The sequence below is a fragment of the uncultured Alsobacter sp. genome (genome assembly GCF_945952055.1).
Taxonomy (GTDB): domain Bacteria; phylum Pseudomonadota; class Alphaproteobacteria; order Rhizobiales; family Beijerinckiaceae; genus Alsobacter.
On the sequence record NZ_CAMFHB010000010.1, the window covers coordinates 85,130 to 111,654 of the forward strand.

Genomic DNA, 26,525 nt, shown 5'->3' on the forward strand with positions numbered 1-26,525 from the left:
GGTCAGACCCTCCGGGCGAAGGTGAGCGCGGCGTCGAGATAGGCGATGCTCGCCGAGAGCGCGGCGTCCTCGTCCTTCTGCGGCGCGCGCCACTGGGCCAGCGGCACGCCGGGCCGCTCGTCGTCGCGGCGGAAGGGCTCCAGGGTGATCGGGCCGGTGTAGTTGACGGCGACGAGCGCGCGGGCGACGGCCGGCCAGTCGATGTGGCCCGAGCCGACGAACCCGCGGTTGTTCTCGTTGGCCTGGAAATGAACCATGCGGCGGCCCGCGCGGCGGATCGCGGACGGGATGTCCGGGTCTTCCATGTTCATGTGGAAGGTGTCGAGCATGACCCCGACGCTGTCCATGTCGACGGCCTCAGCGAGCGCCAGGGCGTGACCCGTGGTGTTGGCGATGTCGGTCTCGAAGCGGTTCAGCGACTCGATGGCCAGCGTCACGCCCTTGTCGGCGGCCCGCCGCCCGGCGACCTTGAGGCCGCCCACGATCTGGTCGATGCGCCGCTTGCGTTCCGTTTCGTCGACGGGGGCCGGGGGACGGCCCGCGAAGACGAGGGGCGCCCCGTAGAGCGGTCCGCCTACGATGCCGGCGCCGAGGTCGGCCGCGACGTCCACGCAGGTCTCCAGGTACCGGATGCCCGCTTCGGCCGCCTCCGGATCCGCGCTCGACAGGTCGCGTGTGAGGTTGACGCGGGCGGCGAGCGCCACGGCCAGGCCGTTGTCGGCCAGCGCCTTGCGCGTCTCTCCGAGGTCGAGTTCGCCCGGTTCCGGCACGAGAAGCTCGACGAAGTCGCAGCCGGCCTTCCTCATGCGGGCAAACAGAGAAAAGTGCTCCCGGCCGAAGGGCCGGGCATAGAACATGGAGATGACGCCGATGGGATTGGGTCTGGTCATGATTTCACCGCGCCGGCCGTGAGTCCGCCCACGAGCCGTTTCTGGACGAGAAGGAAGAGGATGGTGACGGGAATGGCGATCAGCGTGCCGCCAGCCGTGAGCAGGCCCCATTGCACGGTGAATTCGCCGATGAAGAGCTGCAGCGCCACGGTGACCGTCCGCACGTTCTGGCCGGACAGCATCATGGCGAAGAGATATTCGTTCCAGGAGGTCACGAAGATGTAGATGCCGGTCGTGACGATGCCGGGCAGCACCACCGGCAGGATCACGAGCCGCAGCGTCTGCAGCCGGCTGGCGCCGTCGATGCGCGCGGCCTCGTCGAGCTCGCCGGGAATGGCGTTCATGTAGCTCGTCAGCATCCAGATCGAGAACGGGATCGCGAAGGTGGAGTGGCCGAGCACGATGCCGAGCACCGTGTCCAGCAGTCCCATCTGCCGCATCAGCACGAAGAGCGGGATGATGATGAGCACGATGGGGAACATGTTGATGACGAGGAACTGCGTCATCAGCACCCGCCGGCCGGGAAAGCGGAACCGCGAGAAGCCGTAGGCGGCCGGGATGCTGACGCCGAGCCCCAGCGTGCAGGCGCCGAGCGCCACGATGAAGCTGTTCAGCAGGTTGCCGGAGAAGGTTGTGCGCTCCAGCAGCATCCGGTAGTGCTCGAAGGTGACCTGCGTCGGTAGGTAGCGCACCGGGAAGGCCGCGATGTCGGCATCCGTCTTGATCGAGGTGAGCATCATCCAGACGTAGGGACCGATCGCGAAGAGCGCGATCAGCAGCACCGGGATCTCGACCTCGACGAATTTCTGCAGGCGGGAGCGGCGGTCGATCATCGGCCGAGCTCCCGGGACTGGCGGCGCACGTAGACGAACACCACGGCGAGAAGCAGCAGCGTCAGGACGAGCGCGAGCGCCGAGCCGTAGCCGAATTCCATGCCGCTATAGGCCTTGAGGAAGGCATAGAGGGGCAGGGTGTGGGTGGCGAAGCCGGGACCGCCGCCGGTCATCACCAGGATGACGTCGAGTGAGTTGGCGACCCAGATGGTGCGCAGGAGCAGCGCCGTGCCGATGACGCCCGCGATCGAGGGCAGGATCACGGAGCGCAGGCGCTGGAAGCGCGTGGCGCCGTCGATCTCGGCGGCCTCCAGGAGCTCGTCGGGGATGGTCTGCAGGCCGGCCAGGATGGTCACGGCGAAGAACGGAAATCCCTGCCAGATCAGCGCCAGGACAATGGAGTAGAACGCCGTGCCCGGCTGGGCGAGCCAGGCGACCGGCTTCTCGACGATGCCGAAGCGCAGCAGGACGTCGTTCAGGACGCCGACGTTGAAATCGTACATCCACGTCCAGGTGAGCCCGATGATGACGCTCGGCAGCGCCCACGGGATGATGATGAGCCCGCGGGCCAGCCCCCGCCACCAAAAGCTCTGGTTGAGGAGCAGCGCGGTGACGAGGCCGAGCGCGAACTGCAGGCTCACCACCAGCCCGATCCACCAGGCGGAGTTGGCGAGCGAGATCCAGAACACCTCGTCCTTGAGGAGCCGCGCGAAGTTGCCGAGCCCGATGAAGGGCACGTTCTTCGGCCGGAACAGCACGTAGTCGTGCAGGCTCATCCACATGGTCTGCGCCACGGGCACGAGCACGACCGCCAGCGTCACCAGGAGCGCCGGCAGCAGGAAGAGGTAAGGCGTCACGGCCTCGCGGGCGTTGCCGCCTGCCGTTCTGGTCGGGGTCATGAACTGGTCCGCCGGTGCGTCATTCGGGATGACGCTGATGCCTGAACCCCTCCGCCGTCATGGCCGGGCTTGGCCCGGCCATCCACGACTTCGGGATGTCCCAAGCAAAGTCGTGGGTGCCCGGGCCAAGCCCGGGCATGACGGCGGAGAGGTGGAGACGTGAAAGCCTCTTCGTCACCCGTTGAAGTGGGTCTCGATGGCTTTCATCATGTCGTCGGGCGAGATCTGGCCGAGCAGAGCGCGCTGCATGTTCTGCGGCCAGACGGTGGTGGCGAAGTCGGCGGTCTTGGGGCTGTCGGGGAGCACGCCGGCGATCGGCAGCGAGGCGACGCTGGCATCGACGAAGCGCTTCTCGTGGCCCTTCCAGCTGGCAGCCGCCGAATTGGCGATGGGCAGCTGGCCGCTGAGCTTCGCCAGCGCGGCGTTGTTCTCGCCCGTGGACAGGAACGAGATCCACTTGAAGGCCGCGTCCTTGTTTTTCGAGCTGGCGAACACCGCGTTCGACTCGTCGCCGAACTGCGTCCAGCCCTTGGCGCCCGGGGTCGCGGGCACCGGGGCGGCCGAGACCTTGTCGCCCAGCGCCGCCACCATCTCGGCCGAGGAGCCGATGTGGTGGATGATCATGGCGGAGCGGCCGGCCTTGAAGCCGTCGACGATCTGGCGGAAGCCGTCCGCCGGGGCGGAGGGCGGCACCACCTTGTGCTCGCGGGCGAGGCCCACGTACCAGCGGTTGGCGGCCAGCGCCTTTTCCGAGACCATGCCGCCCTTGGAGAAGTTGGCCCCACCGCCCAGCACGAAGGCGCCCCAGTTGTCCTGGCCGCCGCCACCGCCGCGCATGCCGAAGCCGTAGACGTCACCCTTGGTGGCGGCCTTGGCCGCGGCGAGGAACTCCTCGGTCGTGGCCGGCGCCTTCGCCATCATGTCGGTGCGGTAATAGAGGTAGAGCACCACGTAGTGCAGCGGCAGATAGTACTGCTTGCCGTTGCTGGCGCGGTTCAGCGTCCAGATGTTGTCGGCGATGTCGGACCGGCCGGCCCAGCCCTTCAGGTAGTCGTCGAGCGGCGCGAGCGCGTCCATCTCCATCAGGCGCGCCTGATTGTTGAGCTTCACCTGGGCGCAGTCGGGCGCGTTGCCCGCCACGATGCTGGCGAACATGCGGGTCGAATAGTCGTTGCCGCCGCCCCACGGGATCGCCTCGGCCTGCACCTTGATGCCGGGGTTCTCCTTCTCGAACTTGGCGACCAGTTCAGCCGGCGTGTTCTGCGGATTGTCGAAGTGGTACCACCACTTGACGGTGACCTGCTGCGCCAGCGCGGGGCGGGCGAGCGAGCCGGCGAGCGCGGTGCCGCCCGCGAGCTTCAGGAATGTGCGGCGCTTCATGTGCGTTTCCCCCATGATTTATGTCCTCCCGGGTTTGTCGGTGAGTTCGGCGTTCAGGTAGGCGGCGGCCGCGGCGATGGCGTCGCGCGAGGCCTTGATGGCCCCCGCGAAGCGCAGGAAGCCGTGGACGACGCCTGGCCAGAGGTCGAAGCGGTAGCGCACGCCCGCGGCGGCCAGTCGGCCGCAGATCAGCAGCGTGTCGTCGAGCAGCGGGTCGAGCGCCGCCGCGTTGAGGTAGAGCGGTGGCAGCCCCTTCAGGTCCGCGTTCAGCGGGGCGGCCGCCGGCGGTGGCGCGTCGTGCTGGCTGCCCAGGAAATTGCGCCAATACCACTGCATGGAGGCGGTGGAGAGCAGGAACGAGCCATCGCCGTTGCGCTTGTGGCTGTCGGTGTCGAAGATCGGCGCGAAGCAGCCGTAGAACAGTGCCGCCGTGCGGGGCAGGGGGCCGCCGGCGTCGCGGCGGGCGACGATGGCGCCGAGCGCGAGGTTGGCGCCGGCGGAGTCGCCCGCGAGCGCCGTGCGCGAGCCGTCGTATCCGGCCCCCAATCCGCCGCTCTCGACGTGGGCGAGCGCGGCGAGAACGTCGTCGAGCGGGCCGGGGAAGGGGCATTCGGGCGCCAGCCGATAGTCGATGCCGAGCACGGCGCAGCCCGACAGCGCGGCGAGCGACTGCATCACGGGGCCGTGGCTGTCGATGGAGCCGAAGGTCCAGCCGCCGCCATGGACGAAGAGGATGACGGGGAGGGCGCCCTGCACCGCGGGCCGATAGAGGCGGGCGCGCTGCGGGCCGGTGGCGCCGGGGACCTCGAAATCGCGGATCTCAGCGACGGGATGGAGGTCGAAGAGCCAGGCCTTCTGGTTCTCCATGAAGACCTTGCGGGCCTCCTCCATCGGCAGGGTGCGCAGATCCACCTGCGGTCCTGCCTTGATGCGGGCGACGACGGCGGCCTGGTCGGGATCGAAGGCACTCATACGGCAAGACGCTCCGGGGCGATGGCGACGATGGTGTCGATGTGGTGGCCGAGCGCCTGGGCCAGGCTCTCGCCGCCTTTGTCCAGGGCGGCGATGAGCGGCTGGTGGCGGCGGGCGGTCTCGACGAGCGGGCGCTGGTGGCGCGGCTCCCACAGCTTCTGGCGGTGCGAGTGCAGGATGCAGCGCTGCAGGATCTGGTCGAGCGAACGCAGGCCGGCGATGCGGAAGATCGCCATGTGGAAGGCGGTGTCGATCTCGATCAGGCCATAGTCGTCACCGGCGCGAGCGGCCTCTTCCATGTCCGCGAGGAGCGCCTGCAGGCGGGTGACGTCGTCGCGCTGACACCGGGCCGCCGCGCGCATCGCTCCGCGGGTCTCGAGGCGCCGGCGCAGCGCCAGCATCTCCTCGGCCTCGTCGGCCTCGAGCGGCGTGACCATGGTGCCGCGGTGGCCGTTGCGGAGAACCAGCCCATCCTCCTGCAGCCGCAGCAAGGCCTCGCGCACGGTCCCCTGGCTGCAGCCGAGCTCCTGCGCCACCCCGAGCTCGGTGAGGCCCGTCTCGGGCTTCAGCTCGTTGAGCAGGATCCGTCGCTTGAGCGTGGAGTAGACCGCGTCGCGCGGGCGCACCGGCGTTTCCTCGTGTTGATTATCGATATTGATATTCGGGTTGGCGGAGGCTGGCAAGGGGGCGGGGGCACGATGATGCGTCCTTCGACACGGCCGCTCCGCGGCCTGCTCAGGATGAGGGCCATTGTTGTTGTTTTGCAGATACTAACAGTCCTCGTCCCGAGCAGCCGCCGGAGGCGGCGTGTCGAAGGACGCAGGACCCCTCAGCCGCGCGTCACACCGAGGGCGGCGCCTTGACCAGCCGGCATCCGGCGATCTTCCAGGAGCCGTCCGGCTGCTGCTCCATGCTGTAGATCGCGATCCACTCCTCGCCGGCGGCATCGGTCAGGCGCACGTCCTGTTCCGGGCCGGTCGCCGTGTCCCGCAGGGCCTCGAAGGCGCGCGACTTCGGCCGGTACACGGGTTGGTAGCCATTGCGAACCATGCCCATGAAGATGTCCTCGGTCCGGAACATCTGCTGAATGCCGGGCGAAGCATAGAACCAGGCGCGCTGGCCGTCGTCGGCGAGGAAAGCATCGAGCTGCGAGCCGATGACGTCGCGAATGGCGGCCGCGTCCGGCGCGGCCTGGGCCCAGGTCGGCCCGGCGGCGAGCGATGCGGCGGCCAGACCGGCCAGGAAGCTGCGTCTTCTCATCGTCTCGACCCTCCTGTGCGAGGAGCTAGCGCTGGACCGTTCAAAGGCCAGTGGGCGGATGTGCGACTCCGGTTGCACGCATGCCGGTTCTGTCGCAGGTTCACACCAGAACAATCCTTGCCGAAGGAGGACTGCATGTATCACGTCACGCTCCGAACGACCGTCGCCGCGCTCGCGCTCGGCCTGGGCCTCAGCGCCGCCAGCGCGCAGATGGTCTACAACCGCGGCAACCCGGGCGATCCGGAGACGCTTGACCCGCAGAAGACCTCCACCGTGGTGGAAAGCGACGTCCTCCTCGACATGTTCGAGGGCCTCGTGACCTACGACGCCAAGGCCAACATCGTGCCGGGCGTGGCGGAGTCCTGGTCGGCCAACGACGACGGGTCCGTCTACACCTTCAAGCTGCGCGCCAACGCCAAATGGTCGAACGGCGACCCGGTGACGGCCAGCGACTTCGTGTTCTCGTTCCAGCGCCTGATGAACCCGGAGACCGGCGCGAAGTACGCCAACATCCTCTACACCATCAAGAACGGCGAGAAGGTCAACAAGGGCCAGGCCAAGGTCGAGGAGCTCGGCGTCAAGGCGATCGACGACAAGACGCTGGAGATCGCGCTCGAGAACCCGGCTCCCTACTTCATCGCGCAGCTCGCGCACCAGACCGGCTTCCCGGTCCACGCCGCCTCGGTGAAGAAGTTCGGCAAGGACTTCATCAAGCCGGAGAACTGGGTGTCGAACGGCGCCTACATGCTCAAGTCCTTCGTCCCGAACGACAAGATCGTGATGGTGAAGAACCCGAGCTACCGTGACGCCGCGTCGGTCAAGGTCGACCAGGTCAACGTCTTCCCGATCGAGGACCGCGCCGCGGGCCTGCGCCGCTTCCAGGCCGGCGAGATCCACACCTACAACGACGTTCCCACCGACCAGATCAAGTTCATTCGCGAGAACCTGAAGGACAAGTTCAAGCTCGCGCCGTATCTTGGCACCTACTACTTCGTGTTCAACACGAAGAAGGAGCCCTTCACCGACGTGCGCGTGCGCCAGGCCCTCTCCATGGTGCTCGACCGCGAGTTCCTGGCCGAGGAGATCTGGGGCGGGACGATGATCCCGGCCTATTCCTTCGTGCCGCCCGGCATCGGCAACTACGGCGAGCCGGCGACTGTGTCGTGGAAGGACCTTTCGCCGATCGAGCGCGAGGACAAGGCCAAGGCGCTCCTGAAGGAGGCGGGCTACGGCCCCGGCGGCAAGAAGATGACCGTCGAGATCCGCTACAACACCTCCGAGAACCACAAGAACACCTCGGTGGCGATGGCCAACCAGTGGAAGCCCTTCAACGTCGAGGTGAAGCTGGTCAACACCGACCTGAAGACCCACTACGCGCTCCTGCGCGACAAGGGTGACTTCGACGTGGCGCGTGCCGGCTGGATCGCCGACTATTCCGACCCGCAGAACTTCCTGTTCCTGGGCGAGAGCGACAACAAGGGCCTGAACTACGCCAACTACGCCAACAAGGACTACGACGCGCTGATGAAGAAGGCGGCGGGCACGAAGGACCTCACCGAGCGCGCCAAGGTGCTCAAGCAGGCCGAGGCGATCTTCGTGAACGACCAGGCCTACATCCCGCTGATGTTCTACGGCTCGAAGAACCTCGTGTCCGACAAGGTGTCGGGCTACGAATCCAACACCCTCGATCGCCATCTGTCGCGGTTCCTGTCGATCAAGAACTGAGAGCTCTTGAAGCGGACGAGCGTCAGCGACCGCCTCTCAGCCGTCCTGCCCGGGCTTGGCCCGGGCATCCACGACTTTCGCGGGGCCGTCCGCAATTCGTGGATGGCCGGGCCAAGCCCGGCCAGGACGCGGAGAGGGGGGCGGGCCGGACACACGAAGCCATTCGGATCCGATTGGGGCCTTGGCGACGTCGTTCATATTCAGTTGGCGTGATCCAAGGCGTTCGGAGCGGGTGGGATGGGGCTTTATGTCATCAGGCGGCTCTTGTCGGCCATTCCGACGCTGTTCCTGATCGTCACCATCTCGTTCTTCCTGATCCGGGTGGCCCCGGGCGGACCCTTCGACCTCGAGCGGCCGCTCGAGGCGAAGGTCATGGAGAACCTGCGCAAGATCTACCAGCTCGATCAGCCGCTCTGGTACCAGTACTGGCTCTACCTCTCCGCCCTGATGCGCGGCGACCTGGGGCCATCGTTCTATTTCCGCGACTTCACCATCGGCGAGCTCTTCGCCCGCGGGCTGCCGATCTCCATGCGGCTCGGGTTCACGGCGCTGCTGCTGGCCGTCGTCGTCGGCGGCACGCTGGGCGTCATCGCCGCCTTCCGGCAGAACCAGCCGACCGACTACGCGGTCGTGGGGCTCGCGACCTTCGGCATCACCGTGCCCACCTTCGTGGTCGCTCCCATCCTGCAGATCGTGTTCGGCCTGACGCTGTCCTGGTTTCCCGTGGGGGGCTGGAACGACGGGGCGGTGCGCAACACCGTCTTGCCCATCCTCACGCTCGCCTTGCCGCAGGTGGCCGTCGTCGCGCGCATGACGCGGGCCGCCATGATCGAGGTGCTGCGGTCCAACCACGTGCGCACGCTGCGCGCCAACGGCCTGCCGCTGCCGGTGATCGTGCGCCACGCGCTGCGCGGGGCCGCGCTGCCGGTCGTGTCCTATCTTGGGCCGGCGGCGGCGGCGCTCCTGACCGGCTCGGTGGTGGTGGAGACGATCTTCGGCATCCCGGGCATCGGACGCTACTTCGTCGAGGGCGCCCTCAACCGCGACTACACGCTCGTGATGGGCACGGTGATCGTCATCGCGATCTTCGTGCTCGTGTTCAACCTGCTCGTGGATCTGGTCTACGCGCTCATCGACCCGCGGGTGCGCTATGAGTGACGTGAGCACGCCCGACACCGTGGCCGCCGCGCTCTCGACCTCGGCGCCGGTCAAGGGGCGCTCGCTCTGGGCCGACGCCCGGACGAGGCTCGTGCGCAACCGCGCCGCCCTGGCCAGCATCGTGGTGCTGACCTTCGTGGCCATCGCCTGCATCGTCGGGCCGCTGGTCACCGGGCACGACTACGACCAGGTCTACCAGGACTATGTCCGCGTGCCGGCGCAGTGGCAGGCCTACCCGACGCCGGACCAGATCGGTCCCGCGGTCGACCGGATCGCCTCGCGCATGCGCGCCAAGGTGGAGAGCCAGCAGGTCACCGGCGACACGCTGCGGGTGACGCTGACCGCGCCGCGGGCCATTGACGAGCGGCTGCTGGTCTATTTCGAGCGGTCGGACCTGTTTCGCACCGCGAAGGTCGTCGAGAAGGCCGACGAGGGGAAGAAGCTGGTCGCCGACGTGCCGATCAAGCGCAACCACTTCCTGTTCGGCACGGATTCCAACGGAAGAGACCTTCTCACCCGCACGCTCTTCGCGGGGCGGATCTCGCTGGCCATCGGCGTGCTGGCGACGACCGTCGCCATCCTCATCGGCGTGCTGTGGGGCGCCACCGCCGGCTATCTCGGCGGGCGCATCGACAACCTGATGATGCGCGCGGTCGACGTGCTCTACTCGCTGCCGTTCATCTTCTTCGTCATCCTGCTGGTCGTGTTCTTCGGCCGCAACTTCGTGCTGATGTTCCTGGCGGTGGGCGCGGTCGAATGGCTCGACATGGCCCGCATCGTCCGCGGCCAGACGCTCTCCATCAAGCGGCAGGAATACGTGCAGGCCGCCGAGGCGCTGGGCGTCACGACGGGCGGCATCCTGCGCCGGCACGTGATCCCGAACACGCTGGGGCCCGTGGTCGTCTACATGACGCTGCTGGTGCCCAAGGTGATCCTTTTGGAGAGCTTCCTGTCGTTCCTGGGCCTCGGCGTCCAGGAGCCGATGACGAGCTGGGGCGTGCTGATCGCCGAGGGCGCCAAGAACATCCAGGGCTCGACCTGGATGCTGGTGTTCCCGTCCATCTTCCTGACCGGCACGCTGTTCTGCCTCAACTTCATCGGCGACGGCTTGCGCGACGCCCTCGACCCGAAGGACCGCTGAGATGTCGGCCGAAGCCCCGATCCTCAGCCTGCGCGCGCTCGACGTCCGCTTCCGCACCACCGACGGCGAGCTGCGGGCCGTGCGCGGCGTCAGCCTCGACGTGGCGCCAGGCGAGACGCTCGCCATCGTCGGCGAGAGCGGCTCGGGCAAGAGCCAGACGATGATGGCCGTTATGGGCCTGCTCGCCTCCAACGGTTTCGCCACCGGCTCCGTGAAGGTGGCCGGCGAGGAGATCCTGGGGCTCTCCCCGCGCGAGCTGAACCGCTTCCGCGGCAGCCGGCTCGGCATGATCTTCCAGGAGCCGATGACCTCGCTCGATCCGCTCTACCGGATCGGGGACCAGATCAGCGAACCGTTGCGCGCCCACGGCAAGATGTCCAAGGGCGCGGCGCGGGCGCGCGCCCTGGAGCTGCTGACGCTCGTGGGCATTCCGCGTCCGCAGGAGCGGCTCGATTCCTATCCGCACGAGCTCTCCGGCGGCCAGCGCCAGCGCGTCATGATCGCCATGGCGCTGGCCAACCGCCCGGAAGTCCTGATCGCCGACGAGCCCACCACGGCGCTCGACGTGACCATCCAGGCGCAGATCCTCGAGCTGCTGGCCGACCTGAAGCGCCGCTTCGGCATGGCGATCGTGTTCATCACCCATGATCTCGGCATCGTCCGGCGCTTCGCCGATCGCGTGGTCGTGATGAAGGGCGGCGAGATCGTCGAGACCGGCGCCACCGCCGAGGTCTTCAGCCAGCCGCGGGAGGCCTATACCCGCATGCTGCTGGCGGCCGAGCCCACCGGCCGCAAGGAACCGCCGCCCAACGACTCGCCGCCGGTCATCGAGGCGCGCGACGTGCGGGTCACGTTCCAGCTGCGCAAGGGCTTCTTCGGCGGACAATCCAGCGAACTCAAGGCGGTGGACGGGGTGGACCTGCTGCTGCGGCGCGGCGGCACGACGGGGGTGGTCGGCGAATCCGGGTCCGGCAAGTCGACGCTCGGCCGGGCCATCCTCAGGCTCACGCCGGCGGCCGGCAGCGTGCGCTACGAGGACCGGGACCTGATGCCGCTGGGGCGCGACGGCATGCGCCCCCTGCGCAAGCAGCTGCAGCTCGTGTTCCAGGACCCGTTCGGCTCGCTGTCGCCGCGCATGACCGTCGGCGAGATCATCACCGAGGGCCTGCTGGTGCACGAGCCCGGCGTCACGCGGTCGGAGCGCGACCGGCGCGCCGCCCAGGCGCTCGAGGAGGTGAGCCTCGATCCGTCCGCCCGCAACCGCTTCCCGCACGAGTTCTCGGGCGGCCAGCGACAGCGCATCGCCATCGCCCGGGCCATGATCCTGAAGCCGCGGCTCGTCGTGCTCGACGAGCCGACGTCGGCCCTCGACCGCTCGGTGCAGAAGGACATCGTCGACCTGCTGCGCCGCCTGCAGCGCCAGTACGACCTGTCCTACCTCTTCATCAGCCACGACCTCTCCGTGGTGCGGGCGCTCTCGGACGAGATCCTCGTGATGAAGTCCGGCAAGGTCGTGGAGCGCGGCACGACGGAGCAGATCTTTGCCGACCCGCAGGAGCCCTACACGAAGGCGCTCATGGCGGCGGCGTTCCTGTCCGCTCAAGCAATCGAATGACTACGAAAGCTGCGCGTTAACGCCAGAACATGACTGCCTTGACGGGGTTCAACCCGGTGCTCAACGTTGAGCTTCGACTGAGCACGTGGGCGGGGATGCGTCGTGGCTGCACTTTCCGACATTGCCGACTGGTGGGACGAGCAGAAGAAGGAAAGCGAGGAGATCCTCACGGAATGGGTCCAGGAGAACCCGGACTACTGGGGACGAGCCGCCGCGATCCAGACCGTCATCGACCTGGGATCCGGCCTCGTGGACGTCCTTCGTTTCGGCGAGGGCTTCGCTGAAGGGGGCGTGAAGGGCGTCGGATCGGACCTGCTGCGCCTCCTGGTCATCGTGGGGCCCCTGGGCCGCGCCGGCGGGATGGCCGCGCGCTACCTTCGCACCCTCATGCAGACGGGCCGCATCCGCTTCGCCGTGCAGGTGGCCGGCGTGGACGGGCCGTGCACGTTCCAGGCCGTCAACAACGCGGTTTCGATCACCAAGGGCAAGAACCTGTTCGTCACGGTCTCGGACATGGCCGAGGCCCTCGGCAAGAAGGCGTCCGACCTGAAGCCGAACCCGCAGGATCCGAGTCTCAAGGTTCTGGGCGCGTGGGTCGAGGAGCTGATCCCGACGATCAAGCGGCTGGGCAGCCGGGTGAAGGAGGTCCACGGCCTGAAGTCGATCGGCGACGTCGTGGCGGTGGCGAAGCGCGAAAGCGGTCCGGTCATCTTCGCGATCAGAGCCACGGTCCGGACGGTCGGCGGTGCGACGGAGGAACTCCTCCATTCCGTGGTGGCAATGCGCGTGAACGGCGTCGTCAAGTTCGCCGACTACGGCGGGAAGTATGTCGCTTCGCTCGAGGAACTCGTCAACAATCTCAACTATGGCCGCTTCCAGCAGGTCGAGTTGCTGCAGAACAAGGTTGGCGCGGCGATCATCGACGGTGCGCGCCTGACGGGTGAATATGCCGCCAAGCTGGCGCGGGGGTCCTTCCTGGCGCTGGAGGGCGTGGCCGCGATCCAGACGCCCAACGGCGTCGAGTTCGCCTTGCCCGTGAACGTCGTCACGCCGCCGATCCCGCCCATCGCACCCGAGCACGACCCGGTCGTGCTGCAGGGCAGCTTCGAGAGCTACAAGGAACGCGCCAAGGGGCGGACCGTCATAAGGCTCGATCCGATCTACATTTCGGCCGGCCGAAAGAAGGCGCCGCCGGCGAGCTATCTCACCGGCGTGCAGTTCCGCCTTAACGCGCTGGGCTTTGCGGCCGGTCCCGTCGACGGGATCATGGGGCCGATCACCGACGGTGCCGTGCGGCGGTTCCAGAAGGCCTATCCGCCGCTCAAGATCGACGGCGTGCCGGGCCCCCTGACCCAGGCCAAGCTCGCCGAGGTCGCCGGCTACTGAGCGCGCGCGGTCTGCTCGCCCGCGCGGCCCCGCAACGCGCCTCCGGCGCTTGCACCTCCTCTCCACCGTCATGCTCGGGCCTGGCCCGGGCACCCACGACTTTGCAGGGGCCGTCCCGAAGTCGTGGAGGGCCGGGCCAGGACGCCGGGAGGGATGTGCAAGCTGGAGGTTCGCGAAGCGGGCGATCCCGAACGCACCGGGACAATAAATGCAATTTTAGATTGTGTGTCGTCGTGGGCGCGTTAACCTGTCGGTCATAATCGATGCGAGGGACCCCATGGGACTGTTCAAGTTCATCAAGGACGCGGGCGCGAAGCTCTTCGGCGGCAAGGCGCAGGCGGCGACGAACGACACGCTCACCGAGACCGTGAAGTCGACCGGCCTCGACACGAGCGGCGTCCAGCTGCACGTCGACGGCGACACCGTGAAGATCTCGGGCAAGGCCATGACGCAGGAGGAGGCCGAGCGGCTGATCCTGGCGGCGGGCAACACCATCGGCGTCGCCACGGTGGACACGGCGGACCTCATCATCACCAAGGAAACGCCCCCGGCGGAGTTCTACACGGTGAAGAAGGGCGACACGCTCTGGGCCATCGCCGAGCATCATTTCGGCAAGGGGCAGGGGGCCCGTTACACCGAGATCGTCGCGGCCAACTCGCCGCCCGTGAAGAACCCCGACCTCATCCAGCCGGGCTGGGTGCTGCGCCTTCCCCCCAAGGCCTGACGCCCGCGTCGAGCCGCGGCCGGCAGGGGTGCTGCCGGCCGTCCTTGCTTCCCGCGGCGTGAGGACCGGGGAATGGCCTTCGTTGCATTCTCCCGTGCCGCCGGGCCACGCGGCCGCAGGCACGTGCCGGCCCTCGCCCTGGCCGCGGTCCTCGTCTCCGCCTCGGGCGCCGGGGCCCAGTCCTTCCAGACCATCGCGCCGCCCAAGGGCAAGGGGCCGCCTCTGCTCGTGGTGTCGGGACAGAGCGGGCCCTCCAGCTACGCGCATCTCGCCAAGACCTTCGCGGACAAGGGCTTCTCCGTGGTCCTCGCGGACGGCAACGACCTGTTCCGCTCCGGCGGCGAGGTTCCCTTCCGGGCCGCCGTCAAGGCGGCGCAGTCCGCGCCCTCCGCGCTGCCGGGACCGGTCGGCGTCGTGGGCTTCTCGCTGGGCGGCGCAGCCGCGCTGACCTACGGCACCAGGATGGCCCCCGACGTGGCGGCGGTGGTGGCCGTCTATCCGTTCACCGCGTGGATCGACGACCTGGACGCCTTCGTCAGGCGCGTCGGCGTGCCGACGCTCGTCCTGGCGGCGACGCAGGACAGCTATCGCGACTGCTGCCTCATCGCCACGGCGCGCGCCCTCGTGAAGGCCGGCCAGGCCCAGCGGCGTCCGATCCGGCTCGTGGAGTATCCCCAGGCCAACCACGCCTTCGCCATCGGCGGTAACAGCTATCGCGACGCCGGTGCCAACGACGCCGTTCGCCGCACCGCGGCCCACATGAGCGCCGCCGGCGTGGGCAGGGGGCGGTGAGGTCGCGCCGGGCGCCGTCATGATCAGCACGCGGCGGCTCGCCGCCATCCTCGCTGCCGACGTGGTCGGCTTTTCCGGCCTGATGGAGAAGGACGAGGAGGGCACCGTGCGGCGCGTTCAGGCGCTGCGCAACGACCTCATCGATCCGGGTCTGGCGAAGCATCGTGGGCGTCTGGTCAAGACGACGGGCGACGGCTTCCTCGCCGAATTTGCCAGTCCCATCGCCGCCGTGGCCTTCGCCATCGACCTGCAGCGGTCGCTGACCGAGGACGCCGACGGCCTGCGGATGCGCGTCGGGATCAATCTCGGCGACATCATCGTGGAAGAGGACGGGGACGTGTACGGGGAGGGCGTGAACGTCGCCGCCCGGCTCGAGGCCCTGTGCGAACCGGGCTCCGTGCTCGTGTCCAGCAAGATCTACGAGGAGGTGGAGGGAAAGGTCTCCGCGTCCTTCGAGGACCAGGGCGAGAAGCAGGTCAAGAACATCTCCAAACTGGTGCGCGTCTTCGCGGTCCGCGGCCCGGGCGAGTTTCCCGGGCGATCTTTGGATCCTCGCGCGCCGCCGCGCCGATCTTTGCCGGGCTGGCTGGTGGCGTCCGGAGCCGGGCTCGCCGTGGCCGTCGTCGCGCTGGGCGCCTGGGCGTGGTGGAGCCGGTCCGCTCCCGCGGTGCAGCCGGCGATGGTGGCGGCGACCGCCGGACCGGCCACGACGCCGCCCCTGTCACCCGCCGCGGACGGCGCGTTCGACGGCACCTGGCGGCTGACCGTCACCTGTGCCGCCGTCGAGAGCCCCCGGTCGGCCGGGTACGTGCTGCGGCTCGTGACCACGGTCAGCGGCGGACGCCTGCAAGGCGGCCTGGGCACGCCCGGGCAGCCCGGGTCCTTCCAGATCGAGGGGGTGATCGCGCCGGGCGGGGCCGCGCGCTTCACGGCGCGCGGCGTGGTCAACAATCCGAACGTCGCCTTCGGCGCGTCGGTCGGCTCACTCTACGAATACACCGCCGAGGGCACGTTCGGCGACCGGAGCGGTCGCGCACGGCGCGTCCAGCTGCGTCCCTGCGACCTCGCCTTCGAGCGGTGAACCGGCGCGCCGCGCGACGCGGCCGAGGATGAACGCCCCCCGCGCCGTCCCACGCTGCGTGATGGTGAATCCCGATTCATCCGGGTGCTGCGAAGCGCTAGGAAAGCGTTGTCCACGCGCTCCGGCATTTATTGCGAAGCTCATTACAAAGCGACAGGGTTCTTTCGGTCAAATGTCGGTGCCGGTGATGATCGTCGTGGCGGACGCCACCGTTGCGGTCGCAGCCGGGCTTGCTGTCTGCATGATCACGCGATGCGTCGTGAGGGCCTGCAGGACCGACGGATGACAAGGCCGGACCCAGGCGGGCCCGGATGGCCGGAGTGGCCGCCGACGTTCAAGGTTCAGATCATGTCCCGCATTCTCGCCGCCGTGTGCTCCGCCCTGCGGGGCGTCCTCACCGATTGCCGTGGGGGGCTCAGCGCGCCGTTCGCCATTCTTCTCGTGCCGGCCGTCGGCATGGTCGGCGGGGCGGTCGACTACGGCTACTACTATTCGGCCCGCACCAAGATGGCCGTGGCCGCCGACGCTGCGGTGCTCGCCGCCGTCGGCAAGGTCGCGTCGGGCGGGGACACCACGTCGGCCAAGGCCTCGGGGCTCTCGGTCTTCAGCGCCCAGAGCGACGACGTGAAGAACGCCACCGTCGCCGGCGCGGATCTCCAGGTCGTCGACCAGGGCCTGACCCGGACCGCCACGCTCACCTATTCGGGCTCGGTGAAGACCTCCTTCATGCAGGTGCTGGGCTTCTCCTCGATCGGCTTCACCGGCTCGTCGGTGGCCTCGTCCGCCAAGCTCCCCTACATCGATTTCTACATGCTGCTCGACAACACGCCCTCCATGGGCGTGGGCGCGACGACCGCCGACATCAACAAGATGGTGGCGAACACGCCCGACCAGTGCGCCTTCGCCTGCCACGACACGTCCAACGCCAACAATTACTACAACAAGGCCAAGACGCTGGGCGTGACCATGCGCATCGACGTGGTGCGCACGGCGACCCAGGCGCTCATCGACAACGCCAACGCCACGGCCACGGCCGGCCAGTATCGGGTCGGGGTCTATTCCTTCGGGGCGACGGCGCCCGCGGCGAAGCTGACGAAGGTCCAGCCGCTCACCAGCAACCTGCCCAACGCCAAGACCAATGCCGGCACGGTCGACCTGATGACGGTGCCCAACAACAACTACAACAACGATATGGACACGCCGATGAACGACGTGCTCGCGTCGATCAATAGCGAGATCGCGGCACCCGGCGACGGCAGCACGGCGGCGAACCCGCAGAAGATCCTGTTCTTCGTGTCCGACGGCGTGGCCGACCAGAACCTGACCACGGCCGCCGGCTGCAGCCAGCCCGTCTCCGGCGCCAACCGCTGCCAGATGCCGATCAACCCCGCGCAATGCACCACGATCAAGAACCGCGGCATCAAGATCGCGGTGCTCTACACCACCTACCTGCCGCTGCCGACAAACGCCTGGTACAACACCTGGATCAAGCCGTTCCAGGCGACGATCTCGGCCAACATGCAGGCCTGCGCCTCGCCCGGGCTGTTCTTCGAGGTCTCGCCGTCCCAGGGCATCACGGAAGCCATGCTCGCCCTGTTCGACAAGGCGACCGCGATGGCCCACCTGACCAACTGAGTGCGACCGGCTGGCGCTGCCTCGAGGCCTGTCGCCAGCCGTCAGGGCCGCTTGATGCACTCCTTCTGCCGGGCGCGACCGCCGCTGCCCACGTTGTTGCCGGCGGTCACCACCTTGATCTGCCCCTTGGGGCAGGTGCCGTCGTCCACGTAGACCGTCTGTCCCTTCCGCAACTCTCCGCGCTCCGGTTCCTTCTTGAGGATCTGCTGCGCGAAGGCAGGCGTTGCGACGGCAAGGCAGCCGGCGAGGACAAGGGCAAGGCGCATGGCGGAATCCTTCCTGAGCATTGCGGACCTTCACGTCCAAGTTGAATTAATTTGCGCGAATGTTTCAGCGGCGTCCAGCGCAACGCGTGCGGCCGGCGCGACGGCCCGCGACGTCTGGCGCAGCTCGCGACGAGACCGTCCAAGGGACCGCTCGAACCTTTCAATCTCGTCGGCGTTGGTGCGCGAAAGAGGTTGATGCATGCGCTTGGTTCTCTTGATCACTGTCGCAATCACGGTGCTGTTCGCCATCGCCGCCGAGACCCACCTGGTGCAAACGGCGGGGGCGGGCGTATCCACGGTCGGCCCCTGAACCGGGCCGCGGAACGGGCCGGCGCCTGAGCACCAGCCACCGCGAGACGCCTGCGCGGGCCGACGGCGTGCGCCTGCGTCAAATTGTACGCAGGAACGTTACGGCCCCTTGAGCATTGTCGCTGTGCGCCTGACGGCGCGTCGGGGGCAATCTTGCAGGCCGTGCAGTTCATTCCAAAGCGCGACGCACAGTCCGGCGACCGCGTGCGCGAAGTGGGGCACTACGCTCAAATCGACGACATGCCCCGGGTGACGCGTCTCGACGCCGCCTCCGGCCTTTTCGTCATCGACGGGACCGGCGAACGCCTCGTCCCATTCGACCGCGTGGACGCGGTCGTGCGGGTGATCGTCGTCCCGCGGTGAGTGGTGCGGCCGATGCCCGGGAACACTCCGCCGGGCTCTCTCAAGTCATGAAATCGTTGGTGAGCGGGGCGGGGATCGAACCCGCGACCAGCTGATTAAAAGTCAGCTGCTCTACCACTGAGCTACCCGCCCGACCTGGAGGCGCGGCAGGGCCGCGGTCGGTGCCGCTGTTGCCGGCGGGCCTTGCGTACCCGTGGCAGACCGGACGGTCAAGAGAGGCGGGCCGCCGCAGGAGGATTGGGGTGGAGAGCGGGTCCGGCGGCCGCCCGGGCCATGGCGGAAGCGAGACCTTTCAGGCCGCCCAGCCAGCACGCCGGTCCAGGCGTGGTGGCTTATTCCGCCGCCATGGCCTGGTCGCGCGCGGGCAGGCTCGCCAGGAGGCCGAGGAGGGCGCGCTCGTGCAGCACCACCATCGTCTCCTTCGGATGGAGCCACTCGAGCAGGTCCTCGATGGTCTCGGCGTCCTCCACCTTGGCCTCGGCGACCACGCGGTCGCGGTCGATCTCGCCGCGGCGGCGGCGGTCGGCGGCGGGCAGCATGGCCTCGTGGCGGGCCCGCAGAAGCGGGTCGCCGTGGATGGCGCGGATGGCGTTGGCGTCGTCGAAGCCATAGGCCGCGAACTCGCGCATCAGCGCGTTGGCGCGCGAGGCGATGGGCGGCGCGCTGGTCTCTTCCGGCGTCAGCAGAAGGCCGGCGCGCTTCAGCGCGAGGCCCAGGGAGAGCTGGCCCGAGGCGGCCGAGATCGGGATCGCCAGCACGAGGCCCACGATCGTCGGAGACATCCAGCCGAAGAGCGAAGGGGCGATCATGAAGGCCGAGATGCCCGCGAAGAGGCCGAAGGCGGTGTGGCCGCGGTGGCGGCGCACGATGTCCTTGAAGGGGATCGAGCCGTCGTCGCGGCGCTGCGGGTTCCACCCGGTGTCGCGGCCGGCGACGATCTGGAACACCGCGCCCGACTGGATGAGCATCAGGATCGGAGCCATGAGCGCCGACATGATGACCTCGAAGATCGACGAGACGACGAGCTTGAAGCCGCCGCCGCTGGCCCGGCGCACGGCGCCCTCGATCAGCGCCAGGATCAGGCCGAACAGCTTGGGGGCGAGGAGCACGCCCATGGTGATCAGGAAGAGCTGCAGCGCGCGCTCCGCGTCGAATCGCGGCCAGGCCGGGAACAGCGAAAAGTCCTTCGAGAAGTACTCCGGCCGCACGTAGCGCGTCTGCAGCACGAGCATGATGCCGACCACCAGCTGGGCGAGCCAGAAGGGGGAGGCGAGGTAGGAGAAGATGCCGGTCGCGAAGTGCTGGCGGGTGGGCCAGGTGAAGCCGGCCGCGCCGATGACGCGCGAATGCTGGAGGTTGCCCTGGCACCAGCGCCGGTCGCGCGTGGCGAGGTCGATGAGGGAGGGCGGGCTCTCCTCGTAGCTGCCGTCGAGTTCGGGCAGCATGTAGACCGTCCAGCCGGCGCGGCGGATCAGCGCCGCCTCGACGAAGTCGTGGCTCAGGATGTGGCCGCCGAAGGGCGGCTTGCCCGAGAGCGTCGGCATGCCGCAATGGGCGGCGAAGGCCCGCGTGCGGATGATCGCGTTGTGGCCCCAGTAGTTGCCCTCGCGGCCCGACCACACGGCGAGGCCAGTGGCGATCACCGGGCCATACATGCGGGCGGCGAACTGCTGCAGCCGGGCGAACAGCGTGTTGCGGTTGATGATGAGGGGCAGCGACTGGATGATGCCGCTGTCGGGGTCGGCCTCCATCGCGGCGGCGAGGCGCACGATGCACGGCCCGGTCATCAGGCTGTCGGCGTCGAGCACCAGCATGTGCTCGTAACCGCCGCCCCAGCGCGTGACGAAATCCTCGATGTTGCCGGCCTTGCGGCCGATGTTGCGCTTGCGATGCCGGTAGTAGATGCGGAAGCGCGGTCCCATGCGCTCGCGCAGCGCGTAGAAGGCGCGCTCCTCTGCGATCCAGGCGTCGGGCTGCGTCGAATCCGACAGGATGAAGAAGTCGAAGTTGTCGACGAGCCCGGTGGCGTCGATCTCCTCCATCATCGCCTGCAGCGAGGCGAAGACGCGGGCCGTCGCCTCGTTGTAGACCGGCATGACCACGGCGGTCATGGCCTGCAGCCGCGTCGGCAGCGGCTTTTGCGCGCGCCGGCGCAGCAGCGTCACGAAGCCGACGATGGCGCTGGTGAAGGCGAGCGCGATCCACGAGAAGTTGATCGTGAACAGGGCCACCAGGGCCCACTGCAGCGGCGTGACCTTGGAGATCGACACCACGCGGTACATCTCGTTCGCACCCCAGAAGGTGAGGGCGAAGGCGCAGGCGAACACGAAGAGGCGCGCCAGCCACGGCGTGCGGCGGGGCCGAACGGGCTTGCGTCGCTGGGACCGCGGGAACTGCGACAGCGATTGAACCGGCATCGCCAGCGGATGCTCGGGCGGCAGGGCGCCATGGTCGCCCGCCTGGGGCGACCGCGTGCCCCTCCCGGGTTCTACGGCGTCCAACGATACAGCCATGTCTCGCTTACCGGCTTTCCGCCTGCCTCGAGAACGAGCCGAAGCTCGCTCAGGTTGTCGCTACCGGGCTCCAGATCGAATCCGATCCTGACCAGTTTGCGTTCGGGATAAGGCCACATTCTGATGTTGGACAGCGTTCCGGGGCTGGCGGACAGCGCGGGCTTCAGTTCGGCCATGGTCTGGCTCGACTTCAGCATGTCGCCGGAGAAGTCGACCACGAAGCGGCGCTGGGTGTTGGTGCGGCCGCGGCCGACCCGGGTCCCCGTCACCATCGCCAGCGCCGGACGGTCCGGCATCTGCCAGCACCAGAACTGGCGATAGGCGAAGCTCGCCTCGCCGCCGGCCACCAGCGGCTGCTTGGGCCGCCAATAGGCGAGCACGTTGTCGTTGATCTCGGAATCGGACGGGATCTCGAACAGCTGCACCATGCCCGGCGCCCACTCGCCGATGGGCTCGATCCACAGGCTCGGGCGGCGCTCGAAGTTCTGGTCGTCGTCGAGGAAGGCGTTGTAGTCGCGCTCGCGCTGCAGCAGCCCGAACCCGTGCGGGTTGCCGTTGTCGACGAAGGAGGAGATCTGCAGCGTCTCGGGGTTCGAGACGGTGCGCCAGATCCACTCGTCATTGCCGTTGTGGATCTGCAGGCCCGAGCTCTCGAACACGGCCGGGCGCACGTCGTCGACGTTGCGCCGGTCGTTCGGCCCGAAGAAGAAGGTCGAGGTCATGCCCCCGATGCCGTAGTTCTCCACCGCGGCGCGGGGGAACAGCATCACCTCGGTGTCGATGATCGACACGTCGCCGGTCCGCAGCGTGAAGCGGTAGGCGCCGCACACGCTCTCCGAATCCAGCAGCGCGTGGATGATCAGGCTGTCGCTCTTGGCGCTCGGCTGCTCGATCCAGTAGGCCCTGAACTGCGGGAATTCCTCGCCCTTCGGGTCGCCGGCCTTCAGCGTCAGGCCGCGCGCCATCACGCCGAGGTTCTGCCCGCGGGCCGAGGAGCGGAAGAAGGTGGCGCCCTGGAAGATCGCGACCTCGCGCTGCCGGCCGCTCTGGCCGTCGCCGAAGACGCGGAAGCCGGAGAAGCCGAGATCCGGCACGTTGGCCGCCGGCTGCATCTTGCCGTAGTCGAACTTGCTGCGGTCGTAGGAGACGCGGCGGACGAGCCCGTCCTCGACGGCATAGAGCGACACCGCGCTCATGAAGGCATAGCCGCGGTGCAGCGGCTCGATGGTGAAGCCGCGGCCCTCGTTGGCCCACAGCACCGCCGACGGGGTCGCGCGGATGCCGATGTACTGCTCGTAGTTCAGGTTGCTGAACGGCTCGGGAAGCTCGGACGGCGGAGCCACGTAGGGCTTCTTGGCCAGGAGCCTCGCCAGGTCCTGCAACGTCGTCGGCGTGAAGCGCTGGCCTTCGCCGAGCGCGGACTGGATGGCCGTGGCGGTGAAGGACTGGCTCTGCGCCTGTGCGCCGCTCAGGACGACGGGGGCGGCGGCGAGCCCCGCCAGGAGCGCGCGGCGATCCAGGCCCGGGCGGACGACGGGCGCGCCGGAGTGTTCCGCCGGGGAGCCGGCGGATGAAGCCGTCGAAACGGGCAGGGGAGTGTCTTCATCACGCGACATGGACCGGCCTGAGGCCACGACCTCACACACTTCAACCTCGTCCCCAATCGACTCAGGGCCGAAATCGTTCACTCCGAAGCACCCGTGAGGGCCCGGCGCGCTCCGGAGCGCCGAACCCGGCCGGACGTCCGCCGCCGGAGGGAGAACCAGCGGACAGTCCGGCGAAACTGCTTTCGAGGTAGCACAAAATGGAGGCAATGAAAGTCGAATCCGTCGAAAGAATATGGCATTGCAGCAAGAATCGATCCGGAACCGGCGCGCGCCCCGGCAGGAGGCGTGTCGACGGCCCACGGGCGCCTACGCTATGAGGCGAAGCGAGCGATCAAGAATTTTCGCGTATAGCGATACGCCATGAGCCGAGACCACACGTCACGAGGGGCCCAGAGCCAATGACCACTGCCGCCGCCGCTTTGGGATCCCGCAAGGGACGCTGCCTCGCCGTCGTGCTCGCCGCCGGCAACGGGACACGGATGCGTTCGTCCCTTCCCAAGGTGCTGCACCCCGTCGCCGGCCGCTCGCTCCTCGCCCATGCCATCGCCTCCGTGACGGCCGCCGGCGCCGACGCCATCGCCGTCGTCGTGAGCCCCGGGCGCGAGGCCATCGCCGCCGAGGCGCGCCGCATCCTGCCGGAGGCGGACATCTTCGTGCAGGCCGAGCAGCGCGGCACGGCCCACGCGGTGCTGGCGGCGCGCGAGGCGATCGCGCGCGGCTACGACGAGATCCTGGTGGCCTTCGGCGACACGCCGCTCGTGGAGGGCGAGACCTACGGTCGCATGCGGGCCGGACTTGCGGCGGCGTCCGTCGTGGCGCTCGGCTTCGAGGCCGCCGATCCCACGGGCTATGGCCGCTTCATCATACGCGACGGGCGGCTCGTCGCCATCCGCGAGCACAAGGACGCGACGGACGAGGAGCGGACCATCCGCCTGTGCAACGGCGGGATCATGGCGCTGCGCGGCGCCGACGCCCTCGCCATCCTCGAAGCCATCGGCTGCAGCAACGCCGCCAACGAGTTCTACCTCACCGATGCCGTCGAGATCGCCAACCGGCAGGGGCTCGTCTGCGCCGCGGACGTTGCCCCCGAATCGGAGCTCATGGGCGTCAACGACCGCGTCCAGCTCGCGCTCGCCGAGCGCCTGTTCCAGGAGAAGGCCCGCACCGCGGCGATGCGGTCGGGGGTGACCATGGTGGCGCCCGAGACCGTCTTCCTCAGCTACGACACGGTGCTCGGCCCCGACGTCGTGATCGAGCCCAACGTGGTGTTCGGACCCGGGGTGACGGTGGAAGGGCCGGCGGTGATCCACGCGTTCAGCCATCTGGAAGGCGCCCACGTCGCGGCGGGGGCCTCGGTGGGGCCCTTCGCGCGGCTTCGCCCGGGCGCCCGGCTCGCGGCCAAGGCGAAGGTCGGCAACTTCGTCGAGATCAAGAACGCCGACATCGGCCAGGGCGCCAAGGTCAGCCACCTGACCTATGTCGGCGACGCCACGGTGGGCGCCGAGGCCAATCTCGGGGCCGGCACGATCACCTGCAACTACGACGGTTTTTCCAAGTTCCGCACCGTGATCGGCGACAACGCCTTCGTCGGGTCGAACTCGTCGCTGGTCGCGCCGGTGACGATCGGGGCAGGGGCTTTCGTGGGGTCTGGATCGGTCGTCACGGACGACGTGCCGCCGGACGCGCTGGCGATCGGGCGTGGCCGCCAGACAGTCAAGGATGGCTGGGCCAAGACGTTTCGTGAGAATAACGTTAATAAGAAACACGGTCGCTGACGTCGCAAATCTGACCCCTATTGGTTAGGGGCAAAGTGCGGCTCTGCCGTTACGATCTGTAAAGATACGTGATTTGGCGGCGGGGCCCTTCACGTCCTAAGTGACCCGATCAGGTCCTGGGCTCATGATCATGGCCTTGGGCAAGACTTGACCAGGAGGCCTAATCGATGTGCGGGATCGTTGGAATTCTCGGTGTCACGCCGGTCGCTCCGCTGATCGTCGATGCCCTCAAGCGGCTCGAGTACCGCGGCTACGACTCCGCGGGGGTCGCGACGCTGGAGCAGGGCCGCCTGCGCCGCCGCCGCGCCGAAGGCAAGCTGCGCAACCTGCAGGCGCGGCTCGTCGATGAGCCGCTGTCCGGGCACATCGGCATCGGCCACACCCGCTGGGCCACGCATGGCCGGCCGTCCGAGCGCAATGCCCATCCCCATGCCACCGACCGGCTCGCCGTCGTGCACAACGGCATCATCGAGAATTTCCGCGAGCTGCGTCAGGCGCTCGAGGCCGACGGCGCCCATTTCGAGACCGAGACCGACACGGAGGTCGTGGCGCAGCTGGTCTCGCGGGAGCTTGCCCGGGTGAACGATCCCGCCCGCGCCGTCCAGGCGGCGCTGCCGCAGCTGCGCGGCGCCTTCGCGCTCGCCTTCCTGTTCGAGGGCGAGGACAACCTGCTCATCGGGGCCCGCCAGGGCGCGCCGCTGGCCGTGGGCTACGGCGAGGGCGAGATGTACCTGGGCTCCGACGCGCTCGCGCTCGCGCCCTTCACCGACACCATCACCTATCTGGAGGACGGCGACTGGGTCATCCTCGACCGGTCCAGCGCCCGCTTCTTCGATGCGAAGGGCAACGCGGTGTCGCGGCGCAAGCAGAAGAGCGCCACCGACGCCTTCATCATCGACAAGGGCAACCATCGCCACTTCATGGCGAAGGAGATCCACGAGCAGCCCGAGGTGGTCGGGCGCACGCTCGCCCATTACCTCGACATGGCCAACGGCACCGTGCGCCTGCCCTTCGAGGCGGGCTTCGACTGGGCCTCGCTGAGCCGCGTCACCATCTCGGCCTGCGGCACGGCCTTCATCGCTGGCATGGTCGCCAAGTACTGGTTCGAGCGCTTCGCGCGTCTGCCGGTCGAGGTCGACATCGCCTCCGAGTTCCGCTACCGCGACGCGCCGCTGCCGGAGAAGGGCCTGGCGATCTTCGTGTCGCAGTCGGGCGAGACGGCCGACACGCTGGCCGGCCTGCGCTACGCCAAGGAGCACGGCCAGCACGTGCTGTCCGTGGTCAACGTGCCGACCTCCTCGATCGCCCGCGAAAGCCACGTGGTCGCCCCCACGCTGGCCGGGCCCGAGATCGGCGTGGCGTCGACGAAGGCGTTCACCTGCCAGCTCACCGTGCTGGCCTGCCTGGCCATCGCGGCGGGCCTGGCGCGCGGCACGCTGTCGAAGGAGGAGGGCGCCGCGCTGGCGACCCAGCTCATCGCGGTGCCCGGGCAGATCGCCGAGGCGCTGAAGCGCGAGGGCGCCATCGAGCAGGTGGCCACGCGCCTCGCCAAGGTCGAGGACGTCTTGTACCTGGGGCGCGGCACGAGCTACCCGCTGGCCCTCGAGGGCGCGCTGAAGCTCAAGGAAATCAGCTACATCCACGCCGAAGCCTACGCGGCGGGCGAACTCAAGCACGGCCCCATCGCGCTCATCGACGAGACGATGCCCGTCATCGTCATCGCCCCGCACGATCCGGTCTTCGAGAAGACCGTGTCCAACATGCAGGAGGTCGCGGCGCGCGGCGGCCGGATCCTGCTGATCTCCGACGAGGCGGGCATCCGCGAGGCGGCGATCGAGGGCATGGACACCATCGCCATGGCGGCGATGGCGCATCACTTCGCGCCGATCGTCTACTCGGTCCCGATCCAGCTGCTCGCCTATTACACGGCCGTGCACCTGGGCAAGGACGTGGACCAGCCGCGCAACCTGGCGAAGTCCGTCACCGTCGAATGAGCCGGGGAGGAGGGGCGCTCCGGTGAGCGCCCCTGACCGCAAGGGGCAAGCCTTCCGGGCTTAAACCTGTCCTTGCAAACGCTTCGATCTTCCTCATTCTGGGCAGGCCGCGCGGCCCGCCTGCTTCGCAGGCTTTCCAGAGCTTGTGAATCGTTTGGCCACTCCCGCTTGCACGTCCTTTTCCGCGTCTTGCCTCTCCGCGTCCTG

Annotated in this window: 23 protein-coding genes and 1 tRNA gene; 12 read left to right on the plus strand and 12 right to left on the minus strand. The window is 68.4% G+C overall.

From position 1 onward, the window contains the following. Positions 1-2: 2 nt before the first annotated feature. The 7 genes from Q0Q47_RS10115 to Q0Q47_RS10145 all read right to left on the minus strand — a co-directional run bounded on the left by Q0Q47_RS10115 (position 3) and on the right by Q0Q47_RS10145 (position 6,234). Positions 3-890 (minus strand): sugar phosphate isomerase/epimerase, encoded by an 888-nt coding sequence (locus Q0Q47_RS10115; RefSeq protein WP_293858331.1) that lies wholly within the window; start codon positions 888-890, stop codon positions 3-5. Continuing rightward, positions 887-1,723: a carbohydrate ABC transporter permease gene (locus Q0Q47_RS10120; RefSeq protein ID WP_293858334.1), complete on the minus strand. Its 837-nt coding sequence runs from the start codon at positions 1,721-1,723 to the stop codon at positions 887-889. Before Q0Q47_RS10120 ends, Q0Q47_RS10115 begins: the two co-directional genes overlap by 4 nt. Beyond that, positions 1,720-2,622, minus strand: coding sequence for a carbohydrate ABC transporter permease (locus Q0Q47_RS10125; RefSeq protein ID WP_293858337.1), 903 nt, complete (start codon positions 2,620-2,622; stop codon positions 1,720-1,722). The genes Q0Q47_RS10120 and Q0Q47_RS10125 overlap by 4 nt, the downstream gene beginning before the upstream one ends. A gap of 174 nt (positions 2,623-2,796) precedes the next feature. Continuing rightward, on the minus strand, positions 2,797-4,002 hold the full coding sequence (locus Q0Q47_RS10130; RefSeq protein WP_293858340.1) for a sugar ABC transporter substrate-binding protein: 1,206 nt from the start codon (positions 4,000-4,002) through the stop codon (positions 2,797-2,799). An 18-nt stretch (positions 4,003-4,020) separates the two neighbouring features. After that, entirely contained in the window at positions 4,021-4,974 is a 954-nt protein-coding gene (locus tag Q0Q47_RS10135; protein WP_293858343.1) for an alpha/beta hydrolase, read from the minus strand. After that, a complete protein-coding gene (locus Q0Q47_RS10140) occupies positions 4,971-5,600 on the minus strand; it encodes a GntR family transcriptional regulator (RefSeq protein ID WP_293858346.1) in 630 nt (209 codons plus the stop codon). The genes Q0Q47_RS10135 and Q0Q47_RS10140 overlap by 4 nt, the downstream gene beginning before the upstream one ends. 214 nt (positions 5,601-5,814) lie before the next feature. Next, positions 5,815-6,234 carry a DUF4864 domain-containing protein gene (locus tag Q0Q47_RS10145; protein WP_293858349.1) on the minus strand — a complete coding sequence of 140 codons (420 nt, stop codon included), beginning with the start codon at positions 6,232-6,234 and terminating at the stop codon, positions 5,815-5,817. Between the two features lie 135 nt (positions 6,235-6,369). Between Q0Q47_RS10145 and Q0Q47_RS10150 the strand changes: the two genes are divergently transcribed. The 9 genes from Q0Q47_RS10150 (at position 6,370) to Q0Q47_RS10190 (ending at position 17,491) form a co-directional block, all read left to right on the plus strand. Beyond that, positions 6,370-7,959 (plus strand): peptide ABC transporter substrate-binding protein, encoded by a 1,590-nt coding sequence (locus Q0Q47_RS10150; protein WP_293858352.1) that lies wholly within the window; start codon positions 6,370-6,372, stop codon positions 7,957-7,959. A 237-nt stretch (positions 7,960-8,196) separates the two neighbouring features. Further along, positions 8,197-9,117 (plus strand): oligopeptide ABC transporter permease OppB, encoded by a 921-nt coding sequence (gene oppB / locus Q0Q47_RS10155; protein WP_293858355.1) that lies wholly within the window; start codon positions 8,197-8,199, stop codon positions 9,115-9,117. After that, positions 9,110-10,258, plus strand: coding sequence for an ABC transporter permease subunit (locus Q0Q47_RS10160; RefSeq protein WP_293858358.1), 1,149 nt, complete (start codon positions 9,110-9,112; stop codon positions 10,256-10,258). The genes oppB and Q0Q47_RS10160 overlap by 8 nt, the downstream gene beginning before the upstream one ends. Before the next feature lies 1 nt (position 10,259). Continuing rightward, on the plus strand, positions 10,260-11,873 hold the full coding sequence (locus Q0Q47_RS10165) for an ABC transporter ATP-binding protein (protein ID WP_293858361.1): 1,614 nt from the start codon (positions 10,260-10,262) through the stop codon (positions 11,871-11,873). 102 nt (positions 11,874-11,975) lie between these two features. Next, positions 11,976-13,259, plus strand: coding sequence for a peptidoglycan-binding domain-containing protein (locus Q0Q47_RS10170; protein WP_293858364.1), 1,284 nt, complete (start codon positions 11,976-11,978; stop codon positions 13,257-13,259). A 277-nt stretch (positions 13,260-13,536) separates the two neighbouring features. After that, a complete protein-coding gene (lysM, locus tag Q0Q47_RS10175) occupies positions 13,537-13,983 on the plus strand; it encodes a peptidoglycan-binding protein LysM (RefSeq protein ID WP_293858367.1) in 447 nt (148 codons plus the stop codon). A gap of 72 nt (positions 13,984-14,055) precedes the next feature. Then, positions 14,056-14,775: a dienelactone hydrolase family protein gene (locus Q0Q47_RS10180; RefSeq protein WP_293858370.1), complete on the plus strand. Its 720-nt coding sequence runs from the start codon at positions 14,056-14,058 to the stop codon at positions 14,773-14,775. A gap of 19 nt (positions 14,776-14,794) precedes the next feature. Continuing rightward, entirely contained in the window at positions 14,795-15,856 is a 1,062-nt protein-coding gene (locus Q0Q47_RS10185) for an adenylate/guanylate cyclase domain-containing protein (RefSeq protein WP_293858373.1), read from the plus strand. Positions 15,857-16,204: 348 nt separating this feature from the next. After that, entirely contained in the window at positions 16,205-17,491 is a 1,287-nt protein-coding gene (locus tag Q0Q47_RS10190; RefSeq protein WP_293858376.1) for a TadE/TadG family type IV pilus assembly protein, read from the plus strand. Between the two features lie 41 nt (positions 17,492-17,532). Here Q0Q47_RS10190 and Q0Q47_RS10195 read toward each other — a convergent pair whose 3' ends face one another. Together Q0Q47_RS10195 and Q0Q47_RS10200 are read right to left on the minus strand one after the other, a co-directional pair. Beyond that, positions 17,533-17,757, minus strand: coding sequence for a DUF6719 family protein (locus tag Q0Q47_RS10195; RefSeq protein WP_293858379.1), 225 nt, complete (start codon positions 17,755-17,757; stop codon positions 17,533-17,535). A 30-nt stretch (positions 17,758-17,787) separates the two neighbouring features. Beyond that, the gene (locus Q0Q47_RS10200; protein ID WP_293858382.1) at positions 17,788-18,006 is read right to left on the minus strand and encodes a hypothetical protein; all 219 of its coding nucleotides are present in this window, start codon (positions 18,004-18,006) and stop codon (positions 17,788-17,790) included. Between the two features lie 222 nt (positions 18,007-18,228). On the opposite strand from Q0Q47_RS10200, the gene Q0Q47_RS10205 reads away from it, so the two are divergent. Next, on the plus strand, positions 18,229-18,429 hold the full coding sequence (locus tag Q0Q47_RS10205; protein ID WP_293858385.1) for a hypothetical protein: 201 nt from the start codon (positions 18,229-18,231) through the stop codon (positions 18,427-18,429). A 57-nt stretch (positions 18,430-18,486) separates the two neighbouring features. Here Q0Q47_RS10205 and Q0Q47_RS10210 read toward each other — a convergent pair. From Q0Q47_RS10210 to Q0Q47_RS10220, 3 genes are all read right to left on the minus strand, one after another. Continuing rightward, positions 18,487-18,561 (minus strand) — tRNA-Lys (locus Q0Q47_RS10210). 200 nt (positions 18,562-18,761) lie between these two features. Continuing rightward, the gene (gene mdoH, locus Q0Q47_RS10215) at positions 18,762-20,942 is read right to left on the minus strand and encodes a glucans biosynthesis glucosyltransferase MdoH (RefSeq protein ID WP_293858388.1); all 2,181 of its coding nucleotides are present in this window, start codon (positions 20,940-20,942) and stop codon (positions 18,762-18,764) included. Then, positions 20,918-22,558 (minus strand): glucan biosynthesis protein, encoded by a 1,641-nt coding sequence (locus tag Q0Q47_RS10220; protein WP_293858391.1) that lies wholly within the window; start codon positions 22,556-22,558, stop codon positions 20,918-20,920. The genes mdoH and Q0Q47_RS10220 overlap by 25 nt, the downstream gene beginning before the upstream one ends. 389 nt (positions 22,559-22,947) lie before the next feature. Between Q0Q47_RS10220 and glmU the strand changes: the two genes are divergently transcribed. Together glmU and glmS are read left to right on the plus strand one after the other, a co-directional pair. Next, entirely contained in the window at positions 22,948-24,324 is a 1,377-nt protein-coding gene (glmU, locus tag Q0Q47_RS10225) for a bifunctional UDP-N-acetylglucosamine diphosphorylase/glucosamine-1-phosphate N-acetyltransferase GlmU (RefSeq protein ID WP_293858394.1), read from the plus strand. 167 nt (positions 24,325-24,491) lie between these two features. After that, on the plus strand, positions 24,492-26,318 hold the full coding sequence (glmS, locus tag Q0Q47_RS10230) for a glutamine--fructose-6-phosphate transaminase (isomerizing) (RefSeq protein WP_293858397.1): 1,827 nt from the start codon (positions 24,492-24,494) through the stop codon (positions 26,316-26,318). Positions 26,319-26,525: the final 207 nt, after the last annotated feature.

Excerpts from the sequence above, each read along its gene's own strand:
- Q0Q47_RS10115 (WP_293858331.1), bottom strand. The coding sequence starts at position 890 with ATGACCAGACCCAATCCCATCGGCGTCATCTCCATGTTCTATGCCCGG.
- Q0Q47_RS10120 (WP_293858334.1), bottom strand. The coding sequence starts at position 1,723 with ATGATCGACCGCCGCTCCCGCCTGCAGAAATTCGTCGAGGTCGAGATC.
- Q0Q47_RS10125 (WP_293858337.1), bottom strand. The coding sequence starts at position 2,622 with ATGACCCCGACCAGAACGGCAGGCGGCAACGCCCGCGAGGCCGTGACG.
- Q0Q47_RS10130 (WP_293858340.1), bottom strand. The coding sequence starts at position 4,002 with ATGAAGCGCCGCACATTCCTGAAGCTCGCGGGCGGCACCGCGCTCGCC.
- Q0Q47_RS10135 (WP_293858343.1), bottom strand. The coding sequence starts at position 4,974 with ATGAGTGCCTTCGATCCCGACCAGGCCGCCGTCGTCGCCCGCATCAAG.
- Q0Q47_RS10145 (WP_293858349.1), bottom strand. The coding sequence starts at position 6,234 with ATGAGAAGACGCAGCTTCCTGGCCGGTCTGGCCGCCGCATCGCTCGCC.
- Q0Q47_RS10150 (WP_293858352.1), top strand. The coding sequence starts at position 6,370 with ATGTATCACGTCACGCTCCGAACGACCGTCGCCGCGCTCGCGCTCGGC.
- oppB (WP_293858355.1), top strand. The coding sequence starts at position 8,197 with ATGGGGCTTTATGTCATCAGGCGGCTCTTGTCGGCCATTCCGACGCTG.
- Q0Q47_RS10160 (WP_293858358.1), top strand. The coding sequence starts at position 9,110 with ATGAGTGACGTGAGCACGCCCGACACCGTGGCCGCCGCGCTCTCGACC.
- Q0Q47_RS10165 (WP_293858361.1), top strand. The coding sequence starts at position 10,260 with ATGTCGGCCGAAGCCCCGATCCTCAGCCTGCGCGCGCTCGACGTCCGC.
- lysM (WP_293858367.1), top strand. The coding sequence starts at position 13,537 with ATGGGACTGTTCAAGTTCATCAAGGACGCGGGCGCGAAGCTCTTCGGC.
- Q0Q47_RS10180 (WP_293858370.1), top strand. The coding sequence starts at position 14,056 with ATGGCCTTCGTTGCATTCTCCCGTGCCGCCGGGCCACGCGGCCGCAGG.
- Q0Q47_RS10185 (WP_293858373.1), top strand. The coding sequence starts at position 14,795 with ATGATCAGCACGCGGCGGCTCGCCGCCATCCTCGCTGCCGACGTGGTC.
- Q0Q47_RS10190 (WP_293858376.1), top strand. The coding sequence starts at position 16,205 with ATGTCCCGCATTCTCGCCGCCGTGTGCTCCGCCCTGCGGGGCGTCCTC.
- Q0Q47_RS10195 (WP_293858379.1), bottom strand. The coding sequence starts at position 17,757 with ATGCGCCTTGCCCTTGTCCTCGCCGGCTGCCTTGCCGTCGCAACGCCT.
- Q0Q47_RS10200 (WP_293858382.1), bottom strand. The coding sequence starts at position 18,006 with ATGGCGAACAGCACCGTGATTGCGACAGTGATCAAGAGAACCAAGCGC.
- mdoH (WP_293858388.1), bottom strand. The coding sequence starts at position 20,942 with ATGGCTGTATCGTTGGACGCCGTAGAACCCGGGAGGGGCACGCGGTCG.
- Q0Q47_RS10220 (WP_293858391.1), bottom strand. The coding sequence starts at position 22,558 with ATGTCGCGTGATGAAGACACTCCCCTGCCCGTTTCGACGGCTTCATCC.
- glmU (WP_293858394.1), top strand. The coding sequence starts at position 22,948 with ATGACCACTGCCGCCGCCGCTTTGGGATCCCGCAAGGGACGCTGCCTC.
- glmS (WP_293858397.1), top strand. The coding sequence starts at position 24,492 with ATGTGCGGGATCGTTGGAATTCTCGGTGTCACGCCGGTCGCTCCGCTG.